Genomic DNA, 23,060 nt, shown 5'->3' with positions numbered 1-23,060 from the left:
TTAAGAAATATACAGAAGTGCTAGATGGATCACTAGCCATTTAGGGGTATCAATGGATATTGCCCCAAGATCGGGCAATATCCATAAACTACATCAGGATTAACAAGTTGCAGAAGTGACGGTGACCGTATCTTCCGGCGCCTTCATCCATGGCTGGATCCGGCTCTGAAGATCCTTCAGCTCTTCAATAATTGCATCCGTCAGGCGCGCTTCTGCTTTATTGCGCGCAAGATCCTGCTTCATTCGCTCTTTCTTAACCAGAGCCTGTCTTGCTTCGCCACGGGCAAAGTTCTTCACCACACCGTACAGTTCAAACAGTGATGGGTACTCTTTTTCAATATCAATGCGGTTCTCACCCTGAACATAATCCAGAATGTAATACACCCGGATACTCACCTCTGCGAGATCACACTGCCCCTGAATACCGGCCAGGCAAAGAGTATTAACACTGTCAAAGATATTGGCGTTGCGTTTAGCAATGGAAATATCCATAAACTCCTGACGAAGCTGGTTCTGCTTTTTCACCTTTAACAGCAGATGAACCGCATACCCGCCTAAAGCCAGAATAATAATAACGCCAAGCGCAATCAAAAGAGTCAGGCTCATAGTCTCTTCCTTATTTTTCGAAATCGCCCAGATCAAGATCTTCAAACTGGGACAGAAGATCTTCATCAGTTGAAGCTCGTTTCTGCTTCTTCGGCTCAGCAATAACTTGTTCTTCTTCTGGTTCGTCTTCAGGCTCAATCAGGCCAAGCTGATTCATCAGAGCTTCAATACGATCCAGTTTTTCATCCACATACTTCTGCAAACCAGCGCCCAGCTTTTCGCCGTTATCGATGCGATCCAGAAGTACATTCAGCTGTGCATCATTTTCCAGCATATCAAGCTCTTGCTCAGCAGACAGACGACGCTCCTGCTTGGTCGGCTTTTTCTTCTCTTCTACAATAAGAGGAATTTTTTTCTTACTGCCAAGGCGCGGATCTTTTGCTTTAGAAGCGCCCCGTTGTTTCGCTTCATTTGCTTCAGAGTGACGGCTGCCTGTTTTCAGGCCCTTGCGCTTTTTCATTTTTTTACGCAGACGGCCTTCCACATCAGACTCGCTGCGGTTTCTGGTTACTATCAGGTCGGTATCGCCTGTAGAACCCGGTTTTCTCGATTTCTTATGTCGACTCATGGTTACTAAGGTTTCCTCAGTAAAATTACATCATTGCCAATAAATTCTAGTTGGAGGTTATCTCTCTCCGCCAGGTATTGAAAGGTTTCGCGGCTAAAAAATATCACGTGTGTTAGATCATTTTTATAGTGCCATGATGAAAACGCTTCAACACCTTTAACCTGCTTGGTCATAATACCAAGCCAGCCACCCGGCTTAACTAAATTCAACCATTGCTGCCAGACCTTATCCGGTTCAAACAGGTGTTCAATCACCTCTGTGGCAGTCATAAAGTCATATGTCTTATCCAACACCCCTGTATCAGGGTAGTAGTAGATATCATATAACTCTACATTGTGTCCCTCTTGCTCCAGAAGCAAATGCAGAGTTGGCCCGGGGCCACAACCAAAGTCCAGTCCGGAAGAGTTGGCTTCCAGCTTATCCAGCAGCGGATCAGCCATTCTGGAAAGAAAACGGCGGTAACCTTCATCTTCTGGGTTGTTTTCATGCAAATCATAGAAGCCTTTTTCTCTTGCCGGATCCAGTCTGTGTTCTTCCGGAACAAAGACCAGCTGGCAACGCGAACACTGGTAATAAGGCCGCACCTTATCTTCATAATAGAATTCAGCGTCAGCTTGTTTACACAAAGGGCATGAATACATGGGGACATCCTCAATTAGGGATGCGAAACATATCAAAAAGCAGAAATGGTGTATATAAAAAAAGCGATAGAGAACCTATCGCTTACTAAACTGACCAGAGATCAGTGATATTAAACTGTGTTAACAAAAATGCGAACGAACACAATAATCCGTATGTTTTTAGTGCTTTCCCTGCAAATTCTCGTTGGCCATCGTCCTGATGCGTTTTACCTTTCCTTTAACATCCAGTTTCTGAGCGCTTCCCGCGCCTGGTCCTTTTCCTGTCTTTTCCTCAAGACAAATCAACCATCCCTGTTCCAGAAGCTCCCAGCTAATGGCTTACTTCATCCTGAAGTCAACGGCTCCTGCCTAGGGGGTTAAATTTACCTGATTCAGAAATACGGACAATATGATGAAGTAAAAAAACAGGAAAAAATTACGTGCTACATTGAAAGGCAAGAAGTAACAGTCAGTTAGCGAATCAGGCTAACCGGCACTATGGCGGATCTCTTACAAACGGAAAAGAGATTTACTTTGATATTGAACTACGAGTAAAGAGAAACAGCTCACAAGCCGACTTCTGCCAGTGATTTATTGCAGAAGCCAGCCTGTTGTTAATGCAATCCACCAACATATTTAGACAGGATTTCTATATCCTCATCGGTGAGCAGTTTTGCCACATCACGCATCATGCCATTGGGATCATTGGTTCTTTCCGCCTTACGGAACTTGGTTAGCTGAAGTTTGATATAATCCGCATGCTGACCCGAAATCTTAGGGAAGCCGGCAAGACCCATACCATTTCCGCGCGGACCATGGCAGGCAATACAGGCTGTTAAACCTCTTTCCTTATCCCCAGCCAGATAGAGAACTTTACCTTTTTCGACCACATTTTCAGGTGTCGAGTTATCTGACATAGGTAAAGAAGCATAATACGCCGCCAGATCCGCCATATCTTCGGGAGAAAGAGGTATCGCCATCGGGCTCATTACCGGGTCATAACGGCCTTTTTCACCAGCGGTTTCCCCTCCGAGCTTAAGCTCTTTGAGCTGCTTCTTTATATAAGTTTCATGCTGACCAGCCAGTTTAGGGTAACTGGTAATAAGACTATTACCATCCGCAGCATGACAAGCGACACAGGTTGTGGTTTTCGCTTTACCAGCTTCTATACTTCCCTGAGCCCAAACAGTGCAGCTGGCAAACAAGCTTAAGGCTAACACTAATTTTTTCATGATACTCCCTTAGGTTTATAATTATTAAACTTCCTGTACCACCAAATAACCTACCTCATGATACAATAGGCGACTTTCGGTGTTATTTTACACAATTTAACAAAATTTCAATCAACTGATTACATAAAGTCAGATGGAGTTAACATTGAGCGTTAAAATTCATTATCAAAATACGCATTTTATCACTAGTGCGCCTGATATCCGTCACATGCCTGATGACGCAGGTATCGAGATTGCCTTTGCAGGCCGCTCAAATGCTGGCAAATCCAGTGCGTTAAACCGTCTGACGAATCAGCGCAGCCTGGCGAAGACCAGTAAAACTCCAGGCCGGACTCAGTTAATCAACCTGTTTAAAGTTCAGGATAACTGTCATATCGTCGACCTGCCGGGATACGGTTTCGCACAGGTTCCACTGGAGATGAAGAAGAAGTGGCAGAAGTCTCTGGGCGAATACCTGCAAAAGCGTGAATGCCTGAAAGGCCTGGTTGTACTGATGGACATCCGTCATCCGATGAAAGATCTGGATCAGCAGCTTATTTACTGGGCAGTTGAGTGTGGCATTCCTGTGCAGGTACTGCTGACGAAAGCTGATAAACTAAAAAGCGGCGCAAGGAAGGCAACGCTTCTTAAGATCCGTGAAGCTGCACTTGCATTCGGCGGTGACGTAAAAGTAGACGTATTCTCGTCCCTGAAAGGAATCGGCGTAGACCAGCTAAGAAACAAACTAGACCTGTGGTTCGCTCCAGCTCTGGAAGTTATAGAAAGCGAAGAGGAAGAAGCAATCTCTGACAGTGACGAAAGCACGGAGTCTTAGTCCCCATAGCCCAGAAACCTCGATCTCCAGACATAAAAATCCCCACCTGTCCAGGTGGGGTAACGGGAGAGAATTAGGAGGTATTTATTATTATTCGTCCATAATTCATTAATTCGGACAAAATCGCAACTCTTGCTGTTAACAAATCAACCCGCCGTCTCAGTTTAAGCCTCTGACTCCCTCATCCCGGAAAGTAAATTACAAGATCCTAACGCCACGGCTTTCATGCTTAGTCGAAAAAATAATGAGAGAAATGCCGGAACAGGTATTACATCAGAGTGGGGAAAATTTTCTTTCGCACAAGAAAAAACGCCCCGGTCAAACACTGACCGGGGCGGCTGAATTAGCCTAATCCAATAACGTGAAACAAAAGGTCTGAAAGATAGAACATCTTACCTCTGTACCCTACGAGAGATAATGTACAACAATTGAGCGTACATGAAAACCATTTTTGTAATTTTTTTTCAAAAAACTTTTATAAAGCGGTATTAATAGCCTGAATACAAAAAGATTTGTCCGGACAAAAAAAGAGCCAGCTATTGTGCGCTGGCTCATGCTATTTTTCAGTTTTTATCTAAAAAGTGTCTAGTGGGCCTGATCCCAGTTATCTCCATGACCCGCATCAGCCACCAGAGGAACATCAAGCGAAGCTGCTGACTCCATCAATTTTTGTACTTTACTTTCAATTTCGTCTAAAGAACTTTCTTTCACTTCCAGCACAAGTTCATCGTGTACCTGCATAAGCAGCTTCACATTGCCTTCGCCTTCAGACTGAATCCAGTTGTCCACCAACAGCATGGCTTTCTTGATAATGTCTGCAGCCGTTCCCTGCATTGGTGCGTTGATTGCAGCCCGCTCCGCCGCTTTACGTCTCATGCCGTTTCTGGACTTGATCTCCGGCAGATGCAAACGACGGCCAAACAGGGTTTCAACATAGCCCTGCTCTGAAGCCTGTGCACGGGTATCTTCCATATACTGCATCACGCCAGGGTAACGCTCGAAGTAGGTATCCATATAGCTTTGTGCTTCGCCACGAGGAATACCCAGCTGCTTAGCCAGACCAAATGCGCTCATACCATAGATAAGACCAAAGTTAATCGCTTTCGCCCTGCGACGCTGCTCACTGCTCACCTGGTCAATATCCAGACCAAGAATTTCTGCCGCCGTTGCTGCGTGGATATCTTTGCCGTGCTTAAACGCATCCAGAAGAGCCTGGTCACCTGACAGGTGCGCCATAATTCTCAGCTCAATCTGAGAGTAGTCCACCGCCATGATTTTCCACCCGTGCGGCGCAACAAATGCCTGACGGATACGGCGGCCTTCTTCATTTCTGACCGGAATATTCTGCAGGTTAGGATCTGTTGATGACAGACGCCCTGTCGCTGTTACCGCCTGATGGTAGGAGGTATGCACACGTCCGGTATGCGGATTAATCATCTTAGGCAGCTTGTCAGTATAAGTGGACTTTAGCTTCGCCAGACCACGGTATTCAAGGATTCGCTTCGGAAGCGGGTAGTCCAGTGCCAGCTCCTGCAGAACCTCTTCATTGGTTGAAGGAGCACCTGACGGTGTTTTCTTCACAACAGGCAGGCCCATCTTCTCAAAAAGAATCGCCTGAAGCTGTTTCGGTGAGCTCAGGTTAAACTCTTCTCCGGCAATCTCATAGGCTTCCTTCTCAAGCTCTTCCAGACGCACTGCAATCTCCTGAGACTGAGCGCCAAGCAGCATGTCGTCAATCAGAACACCGGTACGCTCCATGCGCGACAGCACAGGTACAAGCGGCATTTCAATCTCTTGATAAACAGACTTTAGCTTTTCATCCTGTTCAATGCTTTCGTTCAGGCGGTTATGCAGACGAAGCGTCACATCGGCATCTTCTGCGGCATAAGGTGCAGCCTGCTCAAGATCGATCTGATTGAATGTCAGCTGTTTCTTGCCTTTACCGGCAACGCTTTCAAATGAGATACAGCTGTGCTGAAGGAAGCGCAGAGCAAGACTGTCCATATCATGCTTACCACCTACGCTGTTGTAGACGTAAGAGGCCAGCATGGTGTCATGCTTAATGCCCTTCATCTCAATATCATAACGAGCCAGTACGCTTGCATCGTATTTCAGGTTCTGGCCCACTTTTGCCTGGGCTTCATCTTCAAGAATTGGTTTAAGCTGCTGTAGTACCCAGTCGCGGTCTAACTGCTCTGGCGCATCAAGGTAGTCATGTGCCACCGGAACATAGGCCGCCTCACCTTCACTTACGGCAAAGGAGAGACCCACAAGGTTGGCCACCATGTAATCAAGGCTGTCGGTTTCGGTATCAAAGGCAAAAACCTCTGCCGCTTTTAGTTTTTCCAGCCAGTTATTGAAAGATTCTTCATCTGACACTGTCTCATACTGGCTTCGGTCAATGGTAACTGCGGAAGTATCAGCTTCGGCAATAGCAGCACCGGCGCTGCCTGCTGCTGCACCTGCATCAGCCTGAACTGCACCAGAACCGCCTTCCAGAAGTTCGTTAAGCCAGGATTTAAATGTAAGCTGGCCATACAGCTTAATCAGCTCATCTGTGCTTGGTTCTGCTTTTACCAGTGAGTCATGGCTCTCTTCAAGCTCGACATCCAGCTTGATGGTTGCCAGCTCATAGGAAAGGTAGGCATTCTCTCTGTTTTCAGTCAGTTTCTTCGCCATGGTCTTAGAGCCACGGAATCCAAGAGCGGCAATATCATCCAGCTTGTCATACAGAGCTTCCAGACCACCAATACCCTGAAGAAGCGCGGTTGCCGTTTTATCACCCACACCCGGCACGCCCGGAATGTTATCCACTTTGTCGCCCATGAGTGCCAGATAATCGATAATCAGCTCTGGCGGTATACCGAATTTCTCGATAACGCCTTCGCGATCCATCACCACATCTGTCATGGTGTTAATCAGAGTGACGTTTTCATCCACCAGCTGAGCCATATCTTTATCACCGGTACTGATAAGTACCGGAACGCCAGCCTTAGAAGCCTGAGAAGACAAAGTACCGATAACATCGTCCGCCTCTACACCCGGAATAGAGATCAGAGGCAAACCCATTGCTTTAATTACATTGTACAAAGGTTCAATCTGGCATCTGAGGTCATCCGGCATCGGTGGACGGTTGGCTTTATACTCCGGATACATATCGTCACGGAAAGTTTTGCCCTTGGCATCAAATACCACGGCTATCTTGTCTGAAGGGTACTTTCTCATCATGCTTCGCAGCATGTTTACCACGCCATAAACGGCATTGGTCGGGATTTCTCCATTGCTCATGGTGCCAGGATAGGCGTGAAACGCGCGATACAGGTAAGAAGAGCCGTCAATAAGAATAAGTGGGTTTTCAGGGATGCTTGCCATGCGAAACTAAATCCAGTCAAAGAGGAAAGATGAGCTAAGGATGCCATGAAGTTGTTTATGATTCCACGCACTCATTGAGGCTTCGCTCCCGAAAAGTTGCCCTTCCCTGTGGATAAGTCTGTTTGTATTTTATGATCTGATAAAACTAAAAATAAACATTAGAATAACAATTAAGAATTAATTTGTTTTATAACAATAAGATAGAGGCGGTGCAATTATGAAGATCGAGATCATAAAATGATCCTATTGTGTGGAAAAGTTATCCGTGTTCCTAAAAGTGAATGATATGAGGTGCCTGAATACTGAACAAAATTTATCGCTGTTCAGCAGATAAAAGAAAGCGACATCTTTCGATGTCGCCTAGCAGAAGCGGTAAAACTGATAAGATAAGCACATTATCAATCACCTGTAAGCCAAATTACACTGGAAGCAATGTGAGCAATGTCGTGTCATTCGGAATCAAAGTTCGCATACTCCAACAAGGCTGTTGTTTCTGCTGGCCCTTTCTCCCGCCGACAAGTTAATAATAACCATTCTCACTTGGATGTCAACAGTTAATTGATAACTTTTCTCATTTAGTCTTGAGATAAGCTTTCTTTCGCCTTCGCATTATCTTCAGCCAGCCAAAGTGCTACATCTTTGGCAAAGTAGGTAAGAATGCCATCTGCACCTGCTCGCTTAAAGCAGAGCAATGATTCAAGAACGATCTCTTTCTCTTTCAGCCAGCCGTTCTGAATTGCAGCTTTGTGCATGGCGTATTCACCAGAAACCTGATACGCATAGGTTGGCACCTGAAGCTCGGACTTAACACGGCGCACCACATCAAGGTAAGGCATACCAGGCTTAACCATCACCATGTCTGCGCCTTCATTGATGTCCATTGCCACTTCATGCAAGGCTTCATCGCTGTTGGCCGGATCCATCTGATAGTTTTTCTTGTTGCCGCCTTTCAGGTTGGAAGCGGAGCCCACTGCATCACGGAAAGGCCCGTAATAGCTGGAAGCGTATTTCGCCGAGTAGGCCATGATCTGGGTGTAAATATATCCGGCTTCTTCCAGAGCTTCACGAATTTTGCCGATACGTCCGTCCATCATATCCGATGGAGCAACCACATCCGCGCCCGCTTCTGCGTGAGAAAGTGCCTGCTTAATCAGCACTTCAGTCGTCTCGTCATTCAGAACATAGCCGGTTTCATCAATAATGCCGTCCTGTCCGTGAGTGGTGAAGGGATCCAGAGCCACATCGGTAATCACGCCCATTTCCGGTACATGTTCTTTCAGTGCACGAACCGCGCGCTGTACCAGACCTTCCGGATTATAGGCTTCTTCCGCATTCAGGCTTTTCACATCCTGATTGACAACCGGGAACAGTGCAATTGCCGGAACGCCCAGTCCAGCCAGCAACTGAGCTTCTTCGATCAGCAGATCGATAGATACACGTTCAATACCCGGCATTGATTCAACAGCTTCACGCCTGTTTTTACCCATAAGAATAAACATCGGGTAGATAAGATCATTTACGCTTAACTGGTTCTCTGCCATTAGGCGGCGGCTAAAATCATGCTTACGCATACGGCGCATTCTGCGTCCGGGAAATTGTCCTTGGATTGAAACACTCATTCCGGAGTCTCCTGACTACTAAAAATATTTAGAAACATCATATCACTACCGTTAGTTCAAGCCAGATAACTCATGCAAAAACCTCAGGGAAATAGATAAAATTGAGATATAGCCTGGACCACAACACTGCATATATAATCCCAAAGAGATATGAACGAAGCGGGGGAGCACGGAGGGTTTGCTTATCGATACCTACTTACTCCCCCTCAGCCACTCATCAGATTGAAGTAATAAAAATGATCGATACACACGCACATATATACGCAAAAGAATTTGATAACGACAGAGATGAAGTTATCGAAAGAGCCCTTCAGCAGGGCATAAACCAGATACTGATGCCGAATATCGATCTGGACTCTATCGCCCCTATGCTGGAAACAGAAAAAGCTTATCCGCAGGTCTGCAAATCTATGATGGGGCTTCACCCATGTTATGTGGATGCGGATGTGAAGAAAACACTGGAAACCATCCATAACTGGTTCGAAAAGCACAACTTTATCGCAGTGGGCGAAATCGGTATCGATCTGTACTGGGATAAAACCTACCGCGCAGAACAGGAATACGCCCTGCTCACTCAGCTGGAATGGGCCAAAGAGATGAGCCTGCCGGTAGTTATCCACACCCGGGACTCTATTGATGAAACACTCGCGCTGCTAAAACCGGTCCAGGATGGCTCACTTTCCGGTGTGTTCCACTGCTTCGGCGGCTCGGTTGAAGAAGCTAAAGCGATTACCGACCTCGGTTTTCACCTGGGACTGGGTGGTGTATCCACCTTTAAAAATGGCGGAATGGATAAGGTTATTCCGCATCTGGATATGCAAAATATCATTCTGGAGACCGACTGCCCTTACCTTGCGCCTGTTCCACACAGGGGTAAGCGTAATGAACCTTCGTATACAGAGTTAGTGGCAAAACGAATTGCTGAGTTAAAAGAGCTATCTCTTGCCGAGGTGGATACGTTGACCAGTGAGAATGCAAGGAAGCTTTTTAAGCTGTAGAAGAACTGGAACCGTTAATAAAGGGCTATCACTTAAACTCAAGAACTAAAGCGCTCCATGTAAGCTCCTCCCCTTAGCCTCGAAAGGCTGGATTTTCGAAGAAGTAACATCGAAGGGGAGGCTGGGAGGGGTTGTTTCTCATGAGCTTAAACTTTTGTAATTTAACCATGCATAGCATAACCAACCCCCTCTAACTCCCCCTTCTATAAACTTCCGCGACCAATTAGCTTGATCGCAAAAGGGGGAGAACCATTCTTTATTCCTTCAAGCTCAGTAGAAGGAGGTAAGAACTACTCCTCAGTTGCCTCTTCCTCTTCTTCATCTCTGTCTTTAGTATAAAAACGAGCAAAGAACAGCCCTACCTCAAAGAGTAAACACATAGGTATGGCAAGAAGGGTCTGTGAAATCATATCCGGTGGTGTCAGCATCATGCCCACAACAAAGGCACCCACAACGATATAAGGGCGCTTCTCCTTCAGACTCTGAACATCTGTTGCACCGGTCCAGCAAAGCAGGATAATGGCGACCGGAACTTCAAAGGCGATACCAAAGGCAAGGAACAGAGCCAGCACAAAATCCAGATAGCTGGAAATATCTGTCGCAAACTCCACCCCTCCCAGAGAGATGGCGGTAAAAAAGCCAAAGACCAGCGGAAATACCACATAATAGGCAAAAGCAACGCCGCAATAAAACAGGAGCGAGCTGGAAAACATCAGCGGCATAATGAGCTTTCGCTCGTGCTTATATAAGCCAGGCGCAACAAAAGCCCAGACCTGATAAAGGATAAAAGGTACAGCAACAAAAATTGATGCAATCAGAGTCAGCTTCAGTGGTGTAAAAAACGGAGATGCGACATCCGTTGCGATCATCGTTGCCCCTTCGGGCAAACGCTCAATCAGGGGAGCAGAGATAAATTCGTAAATATCGTTAGCAAAATAGATCAGACCGATAAAAACGACAAGAACAGCAGCCAATGCTCTTAGAAGGCGGTTTCTTAATTCAAGAAGATGGCTGATTAAAGGTTGCGTGTTCTGATCAACCGAAGACATATAAACCTCGCGGAAAAACAAAAGAGCTGCATCGTCGGCAGCTCCAGTACTATAACGCCGAATATCTTACTTCTGTACTACTCGGCTTTACTTTCTGTCTTAGACTCAGGCTTAACTGCAGATTCCGCTGACGAGGCCGCATCAGCAAACGGGCGCTGTACATCCTTCGCCGCTTGTTTCAGCTCTTCAACTGAAGCCTTAAGATCGGGAGAAAGCTCCTCCATACTCATCTTTTCGGCCTTCTTCAGGTTGTCCTGCAGTTCCTGAATCTTTAGTTCATGGGAAAGTTCATCTTTCACACCGTTGGCCATCGCTTTAGCTCCACTAATAAACCTGGAAATACTGCGAATGGCAACAGGCAGTCGCTCCGGTCCTAAAACAACCAGACCAACAACGGAAATCAGTATCAGTTCCCAAAAACCGATATCAAACACGGTTTATGCCTGCTCTTTGTCTTTTTTAACTTCTTCAGAAGAAGACGCTTCTTTCTTCTGTTCGATATTCTGAGGCTCAAAGTCCGCATCTTTCTCTTTTGACGCAGGCTCATCGTCGTTCATTGCTTTTTTGAAACCTTTAACAGCAGAACCCAGATCGCCACCCATATTACGCAACTTCTTAGTTCCGAACAGCAATACAACAATTACAGCAATGATAAGCAATTGCCAGATACTAATACCACCCATTCTACATACCTCAGGGACAATGATTGAACATAGTAATTAATCCGTTAAGTGTACCGATTATTTGCTGTAGGTACGCCAACTTAACAGCCAAAATGTGACACCTGTAATACCACTACCTACAGATAGGTAGCTAAATGGACCTAATACAAGTATTGAAGAGCATACGACGAGAGTCGATCCAATTCCAAGGAATAATTTAGCTTTTCCATGGTTCCGCTTCGATTCTCGGTATCCCTGATATATTTTGTCCATTTTCTGGTCAATTTCGCGACCTCGTTTCAGGTTGTCATAGACTAACTCAGGTAACTCCGGCAACCGCTCGGTCCAGAATGGCGCCTTCTCTTTTACAGCATTGATTATTGACTGAGGGCCAACCTGATTGGCCATCCACTTTTCAAGAAACGGCTTGGCGGTTTCCCACAGATCCAGCTGCGGATACAGCTGTCGCCCCAAACCTTCAATATAGAGCAGAGTTTTCTGCAGCAATACCAGTTGCGGCTGCACTTCCATATTAAAGCGGCGCGCAGTATTAAACAGATTCAGCAGCACATGACCGAAAGAGATTTCACAAAGCGGTTTGGCAAAGATCGGTTCGCAGACGATACGAATGGCAAACTCAAACTCCTGAACATTGGTATCTTCCGGAACCCAGCCTGAATCCACATGCAGCTGAGCCACTTTATGGTAATCACGGTTAAAGAAGGCCAGAAAGTTTTCCGCCAGATAACGTTTATCTTCGCTGTTCAGGGTGCCGACTATGCCGCAGTCCAGTCCGATCCACTGCGGATTTTCCGGATGGTCATACTGAACAAACACATTCCCCGGATGCATATCTGCATGGAAAAAGCTGTCCCGGAACACCTGAGTGAAGAAAACACTGACACCGCGCTCAGCCAGCAGCTTCATATTGGTGCCGTTAGCTTCCAACCCTTCAATATCCGAAACCTGAATGCCATAGATACGCTCAGACACCATAAGGGATTCACTGCTTAAATCCGGGATCACTTCCGGAACATACAGCTCTTCACTGCCTTCGAAATTTCTTCTTAGCTGAATCGCATTCGCGGCTTCACGTCTTAGATCCAGCTCATCCAGCAATGTTTTTTCATACTCACGTACAACTTCAACCGGCTTCAGGCGCTTAGCTTCCGGTGTCGCCTTTGCTACCAACCGGGCCATCCGGTACATCAGCTTGATGTCCGCATCGATAACCGGACGAATGTCAGGGCGGATAACCTTAAGCACTATCTCCCGGCCACTCTCTTTCAGTCTGGCTGTGTGCACCTGAGCAATAGAAGCGGAAGCCAGAGGTTCGATATCAAAATCGGTAAACCAGTTTTCCAGCGGGCCGCCTAAGGCCTCTTCCATCTGCTGCTTTGCCAGCTCACCGTCAAATGGCGCCACTCTGTCCTGAAGCAGGGCTAACTGATCAGCAAGATGAGGAGGAAACAGGTCTCTTCGGGTAGACATCATCTGGCCGAATTTGATCCAGACGGGACCTAACTCCTGAAGTGCCAGCCTTAGTCTGACACCCAGCGGCTTATCCTGATGCCTGTTCTTAATCCAGAACAGCGCTTTTCGCGCCAGAAGGGGGGCTTTGGTCAGCTGATGCTCAGGGAGCAGTTCATCCAGCCCGTATTCAAGCTGAACTTTGGTAATTCGGTAGAGTCTTTTCAGTTCTGTTGGTGTCATACTCTCTCCAACAGCTTATTCAGCCGGCTTTCCAGCTTGTCTGCCAGTTGCTTTACATCATCAACCTGATCGCAGAAATAAGCCACTTCCAGCGGAGGCGGAGCAATTTTCCACTCCTCTGTCAGCACCTGACCTAGGTGGTTTTCATGTCTTTTCGCCTGGCGCTTCACCCAGCAGGCAAGGTCTTTGGCACCCTGAACAAAAGTATGGGCAACAATGTCGCCGGTATAGCGGGAGATCCACTCCTCGATATCAGGCTTAATCTCTTCAAGCAGTTGAGAGAAGTTCTGTACCAGCTTGATATCGCCTTCCAGCTCGATTTTTTCCTGCCTGATCAACTGAGTAATATTAGACTGATTCTTCAGCTCAGGCAGTGCCGACAGGTGAATGGAAAGATAACAGTCTGGCTCTCCTTCGTAGGCAGCCAGCACATCGACCTGCTGACTAAAGATAAAGGTCAGCGTCTTGTCCACCTCTATCAGGTGGATCTGTAAAACCTGCCCCTTAAGACGCAGAAGACGCCTTGCATGGTCAGGATTGTCATTAATCAGTGTGTTTAATGCTGTTTCAATAGCAGCCGTTGCAAGCGGTTCAAATGGCATGCTTTCCTCAGAATTTATATCCACGGTGCAGTGCGACAATACCACCGGTCAGGTTGTAGTAACTTGTTTTTTCAAAACCGGCCTCTTCCATCATCCCTTTCAGCGTATCCTGATCCGGATGCATGCGGATTGACTCAGCCAGATAGCGGTAACTCTCAGAGTCATTAGCAATCACTTCGCCCATTTTAGGCAGAAGGTGGAAAGAGTAAGCATCGTACACCTTTGAAAGCGGCTCAATCAGAGGCTTGGAGAACTCAAGAACAAGCAGGCGGCCACCCGGCTTTAGCACACGGAACATGGAGCGTAACGCCTTGTCTTTATCGGTTACGTTACGAAGACAGAAGCTGATGGTAATACAGTCAAAATAGTCATCCGGGAACGGCAGTTCTTCAGCATTGGCCTGAACGTAGTGAACATTGCCCACAACGCCGCAGTCTCTTAACTTGTCACGGCCGACATTCAGCATTGAGTTATTGATATCCGCCAGAATCACATGACCTTTTTCACCGACGATACGGGAAAACTTCGCCGTCAGATCACCGGTACCGCCACCAAGATCAAGAATTCTCTGTCCCGGACGGGCGCCACTGCAATCGATGGTAAAGCGCTTCCATAATCGGTGAATGCCGCCTGACATCAGGTCATTCATAATGTCGTATTTAGTGGCTACCGAGTGAAAAACCTCGGCAACTTTGGCCACTTTTTCGTCTTTGGCTACGGTCTGAAATCCGAAGTGTGTGGTTTCATCTGTGCCCACAACCGGATTTGATTCTAGGGTCATATCTGTCATTTTACTGTTCTGTCTTGTTACTTTCTCATTGAGCCAGTTCAGTTTACTTTATCCTCAATGGGATGTCTTTCTGTAACCACTTCATTTTGGGTAATTTCTGTCAGGCTCTGCGGTATAGGTCGCTTAATTTCCACCCCCAGCTCTTTAAAGCTTTCCGCCTGACGAATCACGTTGCCCCGGCCTGTGGTCAGTTTATTCATGGCTCCCTGATAATTCTGGCTTGCCTTATCCAGTGACTGCCCGATGGCTTCCATATCGGTCAGGAACAGTCTGAGCTTGTCGTAAAGCTTGCTTGCTCTTTCCGCAATGACTTTAGCATTCTGGTTCTGCCTTTCATTACGCCACAGATTATCTATGGTTCGCAGCGCCACCAGCAAGGTGGTAGGGCTGACCAGGATGATGTTGTTTTCCATGGCATCTTTAACCAGGCTTGGATCCGCCTCAATGGCGACCTGAAAGGCGGGTTCCACCGGAATAAACATCAGTACATAATCCAGGCTTTCGATACCTTTCAGTTTCTGATAATCCTTCTGACTTAAGCCTTTAATATGGGTCCGAAGCGCAAGTAAATGCTCACTTAATGCCTGCTCCCGCTCTTCATCCTGCTCTGCATTAAAGTATCTTTCATAGGCTACCAGCGCCATTTTGGAATCCACGACAACCTGTTTATCATGAGGTAAATGAACAATCACATCGGGCTGATATCTTTTTCCTGCTTCATCCTGCAGGCTGACCTGTGTCTGGTATTCGTGCCCTTCTCTTAATCCGGATTCGGCCAAAACACGGGCCAGAACCACTTCACCCCAGTTGCCCTGCTGTTTGTTGTCTCCCTTCAGGGCCTGAGTCAGGTTTACCGCTTCCTGCGCCATCTTTTCATTCAGCCTTTGCAGGCTTTTGATTTCGTGCACCAGAGTATGCCTCTCTCTGGATTCAAAGCTAAAGCTGTCGGTCACCTGCTTCTTAAAGCCTTCCAGTTGCTCTTTCAGCGGAGTCAGCAGACCTTCCAGACTTTGCTTGTTCTGCTGATCCACTCTGGCTGTTTTCACCTCAAATAACTGGTTTGCCAGTTGCTCAAACTGCTGTTTCAGCCTTTCTTCTGCCTGTTCCAGTAGTTGCAATTTTTCTTTACTGGCCCGGTTTTCTTCCTGATGACGGGCTTCCTGCTCACGGATATCGGCATGCAGCTGAGCCAGCTGCTCTTTTGAGCCTTCCAGTTCCTGCTGATAGTGAAGCCGTTCCTGATTGACCGTCTCAAAGTGACGCAGTTTCTCCACCGCAGCCATCAGCTTGCCGTGGGATTGCCTGAGCTCCATTGCCGCTTTATCACGCTCAATATCCAGCTGATCCAGTTCATCCTGGCTTTCAGCAAGCGCCTTTTCCAAGTCGGCCAGCTTTCCCAGTAGCAATTTCTGATCGGATTCTGACTGCTGCTCTAAAAGGGCAAGTCTGAATGCCATTTTCTGACTTACCCACCAGCCCGAAATAAGCCCGCCAAATAGGGTGCTTGCTGTCACAGCAATAACCAAAGTCTGATTGTCGAGAATCCACTGCATAACGAAACCTGAATCTGTTTTTTTAAAATGGTATGAAACCACTGGATAAATGTCCAGATAGTTATGTTTAGAATTCGCTGTGGCCTCAGTGTAAACTGTGCCTCTCCATTAAGACGTAAACATGATGAAAAACGAAAAACGCGCATTAACTCTGGGCATTTCAGCCGTTCTGCTGTGGTCCACTGTGGCCACGGCATTTAAACTCACGCTACTGGAATTTACCCCTATCCAGATGCTGACGGTGGCAAGCTCTGTCTCTGCACTGGCGCTGGCTGGTATCTGCTTTTATCAGGGAAAGTTAAACCGGCTTGCGAATACGTTTTTCTCCAATCCGCTTTATTATCTGATTCTGGGTCTGATTAATCCGCTGGCTTACTACCTGATTCTGTTTAAAGCCTATGACCTGTTACCGGCCTCTCAGGCTCAGCCGTTAAACTACAGCTGGGCAATAACTCTGACCCTGATGGCCGCTCTGTTTCTGGGGCAAAAAATCCGTAAGCAGGACTGGCTGGCCTGTCTGCTCGGTTATGCCGGTGTTGTGGTTATTGCCACCAAAGGAGATATCCTGGCATTGGAGTTCGACAGCCCTCTTGGTGTGGGTCTTGCCCTGCTTTCAACCCTGCTCTGGGCGGGATACTGGATTCTGAATACTAAAAACAAAGCCGATCCTGTTATCGGTGTTCTGTTGGGTTTTCTGGTAGCGCTGCCATTTGCCGTAGCACTTAGTATTTATGAAGGGGAAAGCTGGCAGGCAAGCTATCAGGGCTGGCTGGCGGTCACTTATGTCGGGCTGTTTGAGATGGGAATAACTTTTGTGCTCTGGTTGTCCGCATTAAAAGCGACGGACAACACTGCACGGATCAGTAACCTTATCTTTATTTCACCCTTTATCTCTCTGATATTACTGGCTTCCGTTATCGGTGAGGAAATTCCGTTTTCCACACTTGTCGGTCTGGTGATGATAGTCAGTGGCCTGGTTGTTCAGCAACTTAAGCGAAAACCGGCTAACTAAACATCTGATAGGCCAGTTCATAACCTTCGCCCCGTATTTCATCAATCATATCCGAGATTTCCGGGCCGAACCCGAAGACTTTGCTACAAGGGTGCTTGGTGACAAAAACTACCTTGTCTCTGTCAAATAATGAGTCCCAGGCTTTGTGCACATCAATGGCAAAACGCAGAAGAAATGCCGCCTTCTTGGAGACCTGAGCCTTGGCCGGGCTATGTGAGTGAGCGATAGCATCGACCATTTGCGGAGGAAAATCCCATGCTTCGGCCAGCTTAGCTCCTAGTGTCGGTACATCGGTACCCAGAACCTCTCTCTGAACCGCAAAAGGTTTTTCGCCCCCTTCGACCCTCTTGGTTATCTCTTTTGCCATTTCCGGCACATTGGTATGGATCAACAGCAGCCCCATGTTATGCAATGTTCCCATGGTAAATATTTCATTGGGATCAAGACCCACCTTTGGTGCCAGCTGGCCTGCAATCATGGAAACTTCGAAGGTATTTGCCCAGTAATCTTTCAGGCTGAGGGTTTCAAGCTTAGGAAAAGCCTGAGACATTACCGAACAACGAACCAGAGTACGCACCGCATCACTGCCAACCCTGACAATCGCTTCATTAATTGAAGAAACTTCCCTGCGCCCCCCAAACTGAGCTGAATTGGCCATCCTCAGCATCTTTGTGCTAAGCATCTGGTCCATAGAAACTTTTAGTGCCAACTCATCAAAATCAAAGTCAATCTGATTCACCATTTCAAGAATTTCGTGGAGAACCTTTTCCAGCCTCGGTAGTTCATCTACTTTTTCTAATATGTTGTCTTGACTCATTCCCTCACCCCGCTTCCATCCTACACATAAAATATAGGTCAGAAAGAGGGAGGGGGGCGGGTAATTTTTAGGCTCTTGTGTGCAGTGACACAACAAACTGTATGCCAGATTGACAGCATAGCAAGTTGCGTTTACAACAAAGTAACTGTTGCCTTACGGAGTAAGGAAAAGCATATTGTGTTAAAAAGCATCACTGCTTATTTGAAGTAAATTATCAGGAAGTACGGAATGAAAAATAAAGTGTGGTCGATAACCTGGCCTTTGGTTCTGATTTTGTTAGGTTTCTGGTTTGCGCCATTACTGACGGTTATTTATCTGCTGATTGGTATGGCAGTAAAAATCGGACAACTCTCATCTTCAGGTTATGACCGGGAGCCTGACTTTAAGTCGGCATTTGGCTATATCGTAGAGGCATACTACATTCTGACCTGGCCTCGCTTTTTTGCAGGCGACGGATATAAAGGTCTGATAAAAATCCTGGGCAGCAGTTTACTGGTTGTTGGCGTTCTCTTTGGAGGCCTGTATTACCTGGGGACAAGCGCCGGCATTCCTGACTCTGTGACCGAAGATTACAAAGCTGTGCTATCTGAAGCCGGACATCCACTCTCTGAGCCGGTTAAAGAAGAAATAAGCAAAAGAATTAAAGAAGGGTTTACCTACACTGACATGCTCTGGTCCAGAAACCAGATTCTGGATGCGTGTGGTTATGAAAAACAGTCTGAATCCCCTGTAGATCAGTTTAAAACCACTCTGATTGTCGGCCTGTTCAGCCTGGACTCCTCATACTCATCAGGAACCATTGCCGCTCAACACGCAAGATATAATCTGAGCTGCTCTGTTAAAGAAAAAGCCGAATAATCAATCCGTTTTAATGTTCGGGGCAGGTTAAACCCACTGCCCCGCCACAAATCCACTGCTCCAGCACCACTGAAAATTGAACCCCCCGAGCCAGCCCGTGACATCGAGCACTTCACCGATAAAATAAAGCCCTTTGGTCTCTTTCACTTCCATGGTTTTTGAAGAGATATGATTGGTATCAACGCCTCCGAGGGTAACTTCAGCCGTTCGATACCCTTCAGTCCCAACCGGTTGAATGATCCAGTTCTCAAGCAGGTGAACAACTGCTTCCAATTCCTTTGGATTAAACTGCTTAAGCGGCTTATCCTGAAGCTCTTTTCGCTCAATCAAAAGCTCCACAAAGCGCTTTGGTAAAATTCGGGATAAGGTGATTTTCAGACTCTGGTTTGGATGTTTCTCTTTGGAGCGGTTAAGCTGCTCTTCAACATCATTCTCAGGAACCAGATTGATTGTGACCTTCTGACCGGCCTTCCAGTAAGAAGAAATCTGTAAAACAGCTGGACCAGACAGACCTCTGTGAGTAAACAGAAGCGCTTCCTTAAAGCTGGTTCCGTCTTCTGCGGTTATTTCAGCAGGTATGGCAATACCGGAAAGTTCAGCCAGCTGCTCTTTGTCTTCTTTATGCAGGGTGAAAGGCACCAGCCCTGCGGTTGTCTGAATAACAGAAAGCCCAAACTGCTCAGCAATTTTGTAGCCGAACGGTGTTGCGCCAAGCTTTGGCATGGAAAGTCCACCAGTGGCAACAACCAGAGATTCACACTCCACCAGCTCTGTACCAGCATTCAGGTTAAAGCCATTTTCCGTTTTTTGGATAGAATGCACATCGGCCTGATACCGGAACTCAACATCACCCAGCTGACACTCCTGAAGAAGCATGCTGACAATCTGTTTTGCTGAATCTAAGCAGAAAAGTTGACCATGGTCGCGCTCTTCATAGTCAATGCCATATTTGGAAACCAGTGAGATAAAGTCCCAGTTTGTGTACTGAGACAGGGCAGATTTTACAAAATGCGGATTCTGACAGAGGTAGTTCGAGGCACTGACGTCGTAGTTAGTGAAGTTGCACTTACCACCACCGGAGATCAGAATTTTTCGGCCCGGTTTCTTGGCATGATCCAGAACCAGGACCTTACGCCCACGTTTTCCTGCTTCGGCAGCACACATCAGCCCGGCCGCTCCGGCACCAATAATTACAACGTCGACTCTGTTACTCACCACAACAACCTCTGTATTCAGTCAAACAAAAAGGATGCACGAACCCGCACATCCTTATTCAAAGGCCATTTTAACTTTTCAGCACGCTAATGCCAATTTCACTGCCTTACTATTTCATCCAAAGCATCTTCAGCTAAAGAATCCAGGAAGCAAATACGGTAACCCCCAGCAAGGAGACAAACAGAACAAAGAGCTCTCTGACTTTAGTGCACTTCTTGATAAACACCGGGTCGTGGTGGTGCAGATATTCCCGGTCTTTAATGTAATGGAAAAGGCGCACTTGCTTAGTTACGTTCCCATGAGCCGTAAAGAAACCACCTCCATCCACTTGCTGGTACAGCAACGGATGAGCCTCTCTCATGATAAAAATTAACGAACGCAAAGCAGTCAGATAGCGTGCTAAATTCAAGCTCACCACTATCATCAATGCTAATAAAACGGTGTCTCCACTGATCATTTTGTCCTCCCTACATCTTCCCAGATGCCAAGAAAAAGATGATCGCACGTCTTTTCCTTTACGCTGAATTACTCAGCCGGGCTGGCATCCATTATCGAAGATGAACCTTCTTTTGCCATCATTGCCAGATCCTTGTCGATAAAGAACAATGCCTTACCGTCTTCTCCTACAAGTTCCAGCTTATCCAGGATTCCCTTAAACAGTTTTTCTTCTTCATGCTGCTCAGCAACATACCACTGCAAGAAGTTAAACGTTGAGTAGTCCTGAGTTGTGAACGCAGCATGAGCAAGTTTGTTGATCTTTTCAGTAATCATCTTTTCATGCTCATAGGTTTCACGAAACACTTCCCCAAGGCTTTCGAAGTCAAATCTCGGTGCCTCAATTGCCCCTAAAATCGGCATTGCACCTGTCTCACTGACATAGGTAAACAGGCGTTGCATGTGCTCCATTTCCTCTGTCGCATGAGCCTTCAAAAACTCAGCTGCTCCCTCAAATCCTCTATCTTCACACCAGGCACTCATCTGTAAGTATAGATTGGATGAAAAAAATTCGAGGTTTATTTGCTCATTTAGTTGATCGATCATGGTTTGAGAAAGCATATCTAATCCTTTTTTGGTACTTATTCGCCTTTGGTCTTACTATAAATATACCACGTTCTGACAAGGATGTTACCAAGCTGTTAAATAGTCCTGAGGCATAATGAGATCCTTTCAACAAAAAATCTCTGCAACAGGTGCTAACCTTATAGAAGTATTAATCATTTTAGGCAGTTAAACGGAGAGCACTATGAGTTACAAACACATACTAGTAGCGGTTGATCTTACGGAAGAGAGTAAGGTTTTGATAGAAAAAGCCGTGGCTCTTGCGAAGCCTTTAGAGGCTGAAGTCTCATTTATCCATATTGATGTTAACTACGCTGAGATCTACACAGGCCTTATCGACATTAACCTGGCGGAAACTCAGAACCATGCCATGGAAGCTTCCATGCAGCAGTTAAATGATCTGGCAGATCACGCTAACTATCCGATAAAGCATACTTTAGTCGGAAGCGGTGATTTAGGGTATGAATTAAAAGATGCCATTAAGCAAAGAAACGTCGATCTGGTGATTTGTGGTCACCATCAGGATTTCTGGAGTGTGATTCTTTCTTCAACCAAGCAACTGCTTAACAGCGTACAGGTTGATATGCTGGTAGTGCCGCTACAGGACTAATGACTTAAGCTCCAAGGAAAACTCAGTTGCTGCACTGTCTCAGTGCAGCGGTTGGGTTTGTTCGTTTACCTGGGAACTCAGCAGTGCCAGATTTATCTTTGCGTACTGCTTCTCAAGCTTCTGATGTTTCTTTGTAAGTTTGCTCTGCTTCTTCAACACCTTTGCCAGCTTTTTCTGATGCTTTTTCTGCTTTTTAACTGCTTTTTTCGACTTTTTAATATCTTTTCCGGATAGGGTCTGGCTCTGCTGTTCTGCAGGTTTAAGCTCAGGAGAAGGGTTTATGGAGTGCGGTTTGCACAAGACAGATTTATCCGAGGAAGAGCGGGCACAGGATCGGCACAAAAAGCGAGGCTGTGCCACCAGCTTATGAATGGTTCCGAGATTATCCGCAATATCATGACGCTTAAGCTTACATAAACGCTTTGTCATTCAGTCACTCCAAAAAAAAACACGTAATGAGAATTATTCTTGGTTATGATACGTCTGAGTGACAGGATTTCAAGTGATTTAACACTCAATAAAAACGGGAACGAGTTAACCCATTGAGGCTAATACATAAACATCAAAACGGTTTTTCTTGGTCTCAATGGCCATGGCCGGTTTTTCCCCTGCCAGCCAGTCTGCGTAGTCCGGCCTTTTAACCACAACCCGCTTTGATGCCAGAGAGAGAGCAGGTTTAAGCAAACCATCGGCATCTGTATCAGCGCCAACCAGAGACTGAAACACCCGCATCTCTTTTTTCACCAACGCGCTCTTCTTTTTGTTTTCCGGGTGCGGATACATAGGGTCAAGATAAACCACATCCGGAGCTGCAAAGTCTTTATCCTGAGCCAGTTTCTCAAGAGCATCATGACTAGAAGCATGCAGCAGAGTCATTCGCTCTGATACCCAGCCGCCAATTTCAGGATCCTGCTTTGCCCGTTTCAGACCGTTATCCAGCAAAGCAGCAACAACCGGATTACGCTCCACCATCTGAACTTTACATCCGAGGGAAGCTAGCACAAAGGCATCACGGCCCAGCCCGGCAGTACCATCCAGCACAGTTGGAGTGACACCCTTATTCAGCCCCGCCGCCTTAGCAATCGCCTGACCTTTACCGCCACCAAATTTTCGCCTGTGTCCTACCGCACCGCCGACCAAGTCCACGTAAATCGCACCTAGTTTTGGTTCATCCGTCTTACGAAGCTCTAGCCTCTGCTCTGTCAGGACTAAGGCAAAGGTGCTGTCAGGATCATGCTCCAGATTCCACTCAGCAGCAATTCGCTCAAGCTCACCTTGAAGTTCAGGGGAT

24 protein-coding genes are annotated in these 23,060 nt (G+C 46.5%); 5 read left to right on the top strand and 19 right to left on the bottom strand.

Annotated features, from left to right (window positions below):
- Positions 1 to 99 precede the first annotated feature (99 nt).
- From L3Q72_RS00380 to L3Q72_RS00365, 4 genes are all read right to left on the bottom strand, one after another.
- The gene (locus L3Q72_RS00380) at positions 100 to 606 is read right to left on the bottom strand and encodes a DUF2489 domain-containing protein (protein WP_275130732.1); all 507 of its coding nucleotides are present in this window, start codon (positions 604 to 606) and stop codon (positions 100 to 102) included.
- 10 nt (positions 607 to 616) lie between these two features.
- A complete protein-coding gene (gene yihI / locus L3Q72_RS00375) occupies positions 617 to 1,174 on the bottom strand; it encodes a Der GTPase-activating protein YihI (RefSeq protein WP_275130731.1) in 558 nt (185 codons plus the stop codon).
- A 5-nt stretch (positions 1,175 to 1,179) separates the two neighbouring features.
- Positions 1,180 to 1,815, bottom strand: coding sequence for a class I SAM-dependent methyltransferase (locus tag L3Q72_RS00370; protein WP_275130730.1), 636 nt, complete (start codon positions 1,813 to 1,815; stop codon positions 1,180 to 1,182).
- Positions 1,816 to 2,408: 593 nt separating this feature from the next.
- On the bottom strand, positions 2,409 to 3,026 hold the full coding sequence (locus L3Q72_RS00365) for a c-type cytochrome (RefSeq protein ID WP_275130729.1): 618 nt from the start codon (positions 3,024 to 3,026) through the stop codon (positions 2,409 to 2,411).
- A 133-nt stretch (positions 3,027 to 3,159) separates the two neighbouring features.
- Here L3Q72_RS00365 and yihA point away from each other — a divergent pair, with 133 nt between their 5' ends.
- Positions 3,160 to 3,840, top strand: coding sequence for a ribosome biogenesis GTP-binding protein YihA/YsxC (gene yihA, locus L3Q72_RS00360; RefSeq protein WP_275130728.1), 681 nt, complete (start codon positions 3,160 to 3,162; stop codon positions 3,838 to 3,840).
- A gap of 585 nt (positions 3,841 to 4,425) precedes the next feature.
- On the opposite strand, the gene polA is transcribed toward yihA, so the two are convergent.
- Together polA and hemB are read right to left on the bottom strand one after the other, a co-directional pair.
- Positions 4,426 to 7,212: a DNA polymerase I gene (gene polA / locus L3Q72_RS00355; protein ID WP_275130727.1), complete on the bottom strand. Its 2,787-nt coding sequence runs from the start codon at positions 7,210 to 7,212 to the stop codon at positions 4,426 to 4,428.
- Positions 7,213 to 7,787: 575 nt separating this feature from the next.
- Positions 7,788 to 8,831 carry a porphobilinogen synthase gene (gene hemB, locus L3Q72_RS00350; RefSeq protein ID WP_275130726.1) on the bottom strand — a complete coding sequence of 348 codons (1,044 nt, stop codon included), beginning with the start codon at positions 8,829 to 8,831 and terminating at the stop codon, positions 7,788 to 7,790.
- A gap of 236 nt (positions 8,832 to 9,067) precedes the next feature.
- Between hemB and L3Q72_RS00345 the strand changes: the two genes are divergently transcribed.
- Entirely contained in the window at positions 9,068 to 9,829 is a 762-nt protein-coding gene (locus L3Q72_RS00345) for a TatD family hydrolase (protein WP_275130725.1), read from the top strand.
- A 290-nt stretch (positions 9,830 to 10,119) separates the two neighbouring features.
- Here the strand turns inward: L3Q72_RS00345 and tatC are convergent, their stop codons facing one another.
- The 7 genes from tatC to rmuC all read right to left on the bottom strand — a co-directional run bounded on the left by tatC (position 10,120) and on the right by rmuC (position 16,198).
- Positions 10,120 to 10,878: a twin-arginine translocase subunit TatC gene (gene tatC, locus L3Q72_RS00340; protein ID WP_275130724.1), complete on the bottom strand. Its 759-nt coding sequence runs from the start codon at positions 10,876 to 10,878 to the stop codon at positions 10,120 to 10,122.
- Positions 10,879 to 10,955: 77 nt separating this feature from the next.
- Positions 10,956 to 11,312: a Sec-independent protein translocase protein TatB gene (gene tatB / locus L3Q72_RS00335; RefSeq protein ID WP_275130723.1), complete on the bottom strand. Its 357-nt coding sequence runs from the start codon at positions 11,310 to 11,312 to the stop codon at positions 10,956 to 10,958.
- Positions 11,313 to 11,315: 3 nt separating this feature from the next.
- Entirely contained in the window at positions 11,316 to 11,561 is a 246-nt protein-coding gene (tatA, locus tag L3Q72_RS00330; protein ID WP_275130722.1) for a Sec-independent protein translocase subunit TatA, read from the bottom strand.
- 57 nt (positions 11,562 to 11,618) lie between these two features.
- A complete protein-coding gene (gene ubiB / locus L3Q72_RS00325) occupies positions 11,619 to 13,253 on the bottom strand; it encodes a ubiquinone biosynthesis regulatory protein kinase UbiB (protein WP_275130721.1) in 1,635 nt (544 codons plus the stop codon).
- Positions 13,250 to 13,855: an SCP2 domain-containing protein gene (locus tag L3Q72_RS00320; RefSeq protein ID WP_275130720.1), complete on the bottom strand. Its 606-nt coding sequence runs from the start codon at positions 13,853 to 13,855 to the stop codon at positions 13,250 to 13,252. Before L3Q72_RS00320 ends, ubiB begins: the two co-directional genes overlap by 4 nt.
- Before the next feature lie 7 nt (positions 13,856 to 13,862).
- Positions 13,863 to 14,645 carry a bifunctional demethylmenaquinone methyltransferase/2-methoxy-6-polyprenyl-1,4-benzoquinol methylase UbiE gene (gene ubiE / locus L3Q72_RS00315; protein ID WP_275130719.1) on the bottom strand — a complete coding sequence of 261 codons (783 nt, stop codon included), beginning with the start codon at positions 14,643 to 14,645 and terminating at the stop codon, positions 13,863 to 13,865.
- A 38-nt stretch (positions 14,646 to 14,683) separates the two neighbouring features.
- Positions 14,684 to 16,198, bottom strand: coding sequence for a DNA recombination protein RmuC (rmuC, locus tag L3Q72_RS00310; RefSeq protein ID WP_275130718.1), 1,515 nt, complete (start codon positions 16,196 to 16,198; stop codon positions 14,684 to 14,686).
- A 124-nt stretch (positions 16,199 to 16,322) separates the two neighbouring features.
- Here rmuC and L3Q72_RS00305 point away from each other — a divergent pair, with 124 nt between their 5' ends.
- Positions 16,323 to 17,210: a DMT family transporter gene (locus L3Q72_RS00305; protein WP_275132051.1), complete on the top strand. Its 888-nt coding sequence runs from the start codon at positions 16,323 to 16,325 to the stop codon at positions 17,208 to 17,210.
- On the opposite strand, the gene L3Q72_RS00300 is transcribed toward L3Q72_RS00305, so the two are convergent.
- On the bottom strand, positions 17,203 to 18,027 hold the full coding sequence (locus tag L3Q72_RS00300) for an HDOD domain-containing protein (RefSeq protein WP_275130717.1): 825 nt from the start codon (positions 18,025 to 18,027) through the stop codon (positions 17,203 to 17,205). The two genes, L3Q72_RS00305 and L3Q72_RS00300, sit on opposite strands and share 8 nt — an antisense overlap.
- Positions 18,028 to 18,255: 228 nt before the next feature.
- Here L3Q72_RS00300 and L3Q72_RS00295 point away from each other — a divergent pair, with 228 nt between their 5' ends.
- Positions 18,256 to 18,885, top strand: coding sequence for a hypothetical protein (locus tag L3Q72_RS00295; protein WP_275130716.1), 630 nt, complete (start codon positions 18,256 to 18,258; stop codon positions 18,883 to 18,885).
- A gap of 27 nt (positions 18,886 to 18,912) precedes the next feature.
- On the opposite strand, the gene L3Q72_RS00290 is transcribed toward L3Q72_RS00295, so the two are convergent.
- The 3 genes from L3Q72_RS00290 to ftnA all read right to left on the bottom strand — a co-directional run bounded on the left by L3Q72_RS00290 (position 18,913) and on the right by ftnA (position 21,156).
- Entirely contained in the window at positions 18,913 to 20,100 is a 1,188-nt protein-coding gene (locus L3Q72_RS00290) for an NAD(P)/FAD-dependent oxidoreductase (RefSeq protein ID WP_275130715.1), read from the bottom strand.
- A 133-nt stretch (positions 20,101 to 20,233) separates the two neighbouring features.
- Positions 20,234 to 20,557, bottom strand: coding sequence for a universal stress protein UspB (gene uspB, locus L3Q72_RS00285; protein ID WP_275130714.1), 324 nt, complete (start codon positions 20,555 to 20,557; stop codon positions 20,234 to 20,236).
- Positions 20,558 to 20,625: 68 nt separating this feature from the next.
- On the bottom strand, positions 20,626 to 21,156 hold the full coding sequence (gene ftnA / locus L3Q72_RS00280; protein ID WP_275130713.1) for a non-heme ferritin: 531 nt from the start codon (positions 21,154 to 21,156) through the stop codon (positions 20,626 to 20,628).
- A gap of 187 nt (positions 21,157 to 21,343) precedes the next feature.
- Between ftnA and uspA the strand changes: the two genes are divergently transcribed.
- Complete coding sequence (gene uspA, locus L3Q72_RS00275) at positions 21,344 to 21,769, top strand: universal stress protein UspA (protein WP_275130712.1); 426 nt, start codon at positions 21,344 to 21,346, stop codon at positions 21,767 to 21,769.
- A 39-nt stretch (positions 21,770 to 21,808) separates the two neighbouring features.
- Here uspA and L3Q72_RS00270 read toward each other — a convergent pair whose 3' ends face one another.
- Positions 21,809 to 22,198 carry a hypothetical protein gene (locus tag L3Q72_RS00270; protein WP_275130711.1) on the bottom strand — a complete coding sequence of 130 codons (390 nt, stop codon included), beginning with the start codon at positions 22,196 to 22,198 and terminating at the stop codon, positions 21,809 to 21,811.
- 105 nt (positions 22,199 to 22,303) lie between these two features.
- The gene (locus L3Q72_RS00265; RefSeq protein WP_275132050.1) at positions 22,304 to 23,029 is read right to left on the bottom strand and encodes a class I SAM-dependent methyltransferase; all 726 of its coding nucleotides are present in this window, start codon (positions 23,027 to 23,029) and stop codon (positions 22,304 to 22,306) included.
- Positions 23,030 to 23,060 lie beyond the last annotated feature (31 nt).

This window comes from Vibrio sp. JC009 (genome assembly GCF_029016485.1).
Classification (GTDB): Bacteria; Pseudomonadota; Gammaproteobacteria; order Enterobacterales; family Vibrionaceae; genus Vibrio.
The sequence above is the reverse complement of the archived record's forward strand: the minus strand, read 5'-3'. Positions and strand labels throughout refer to the sequence as shown.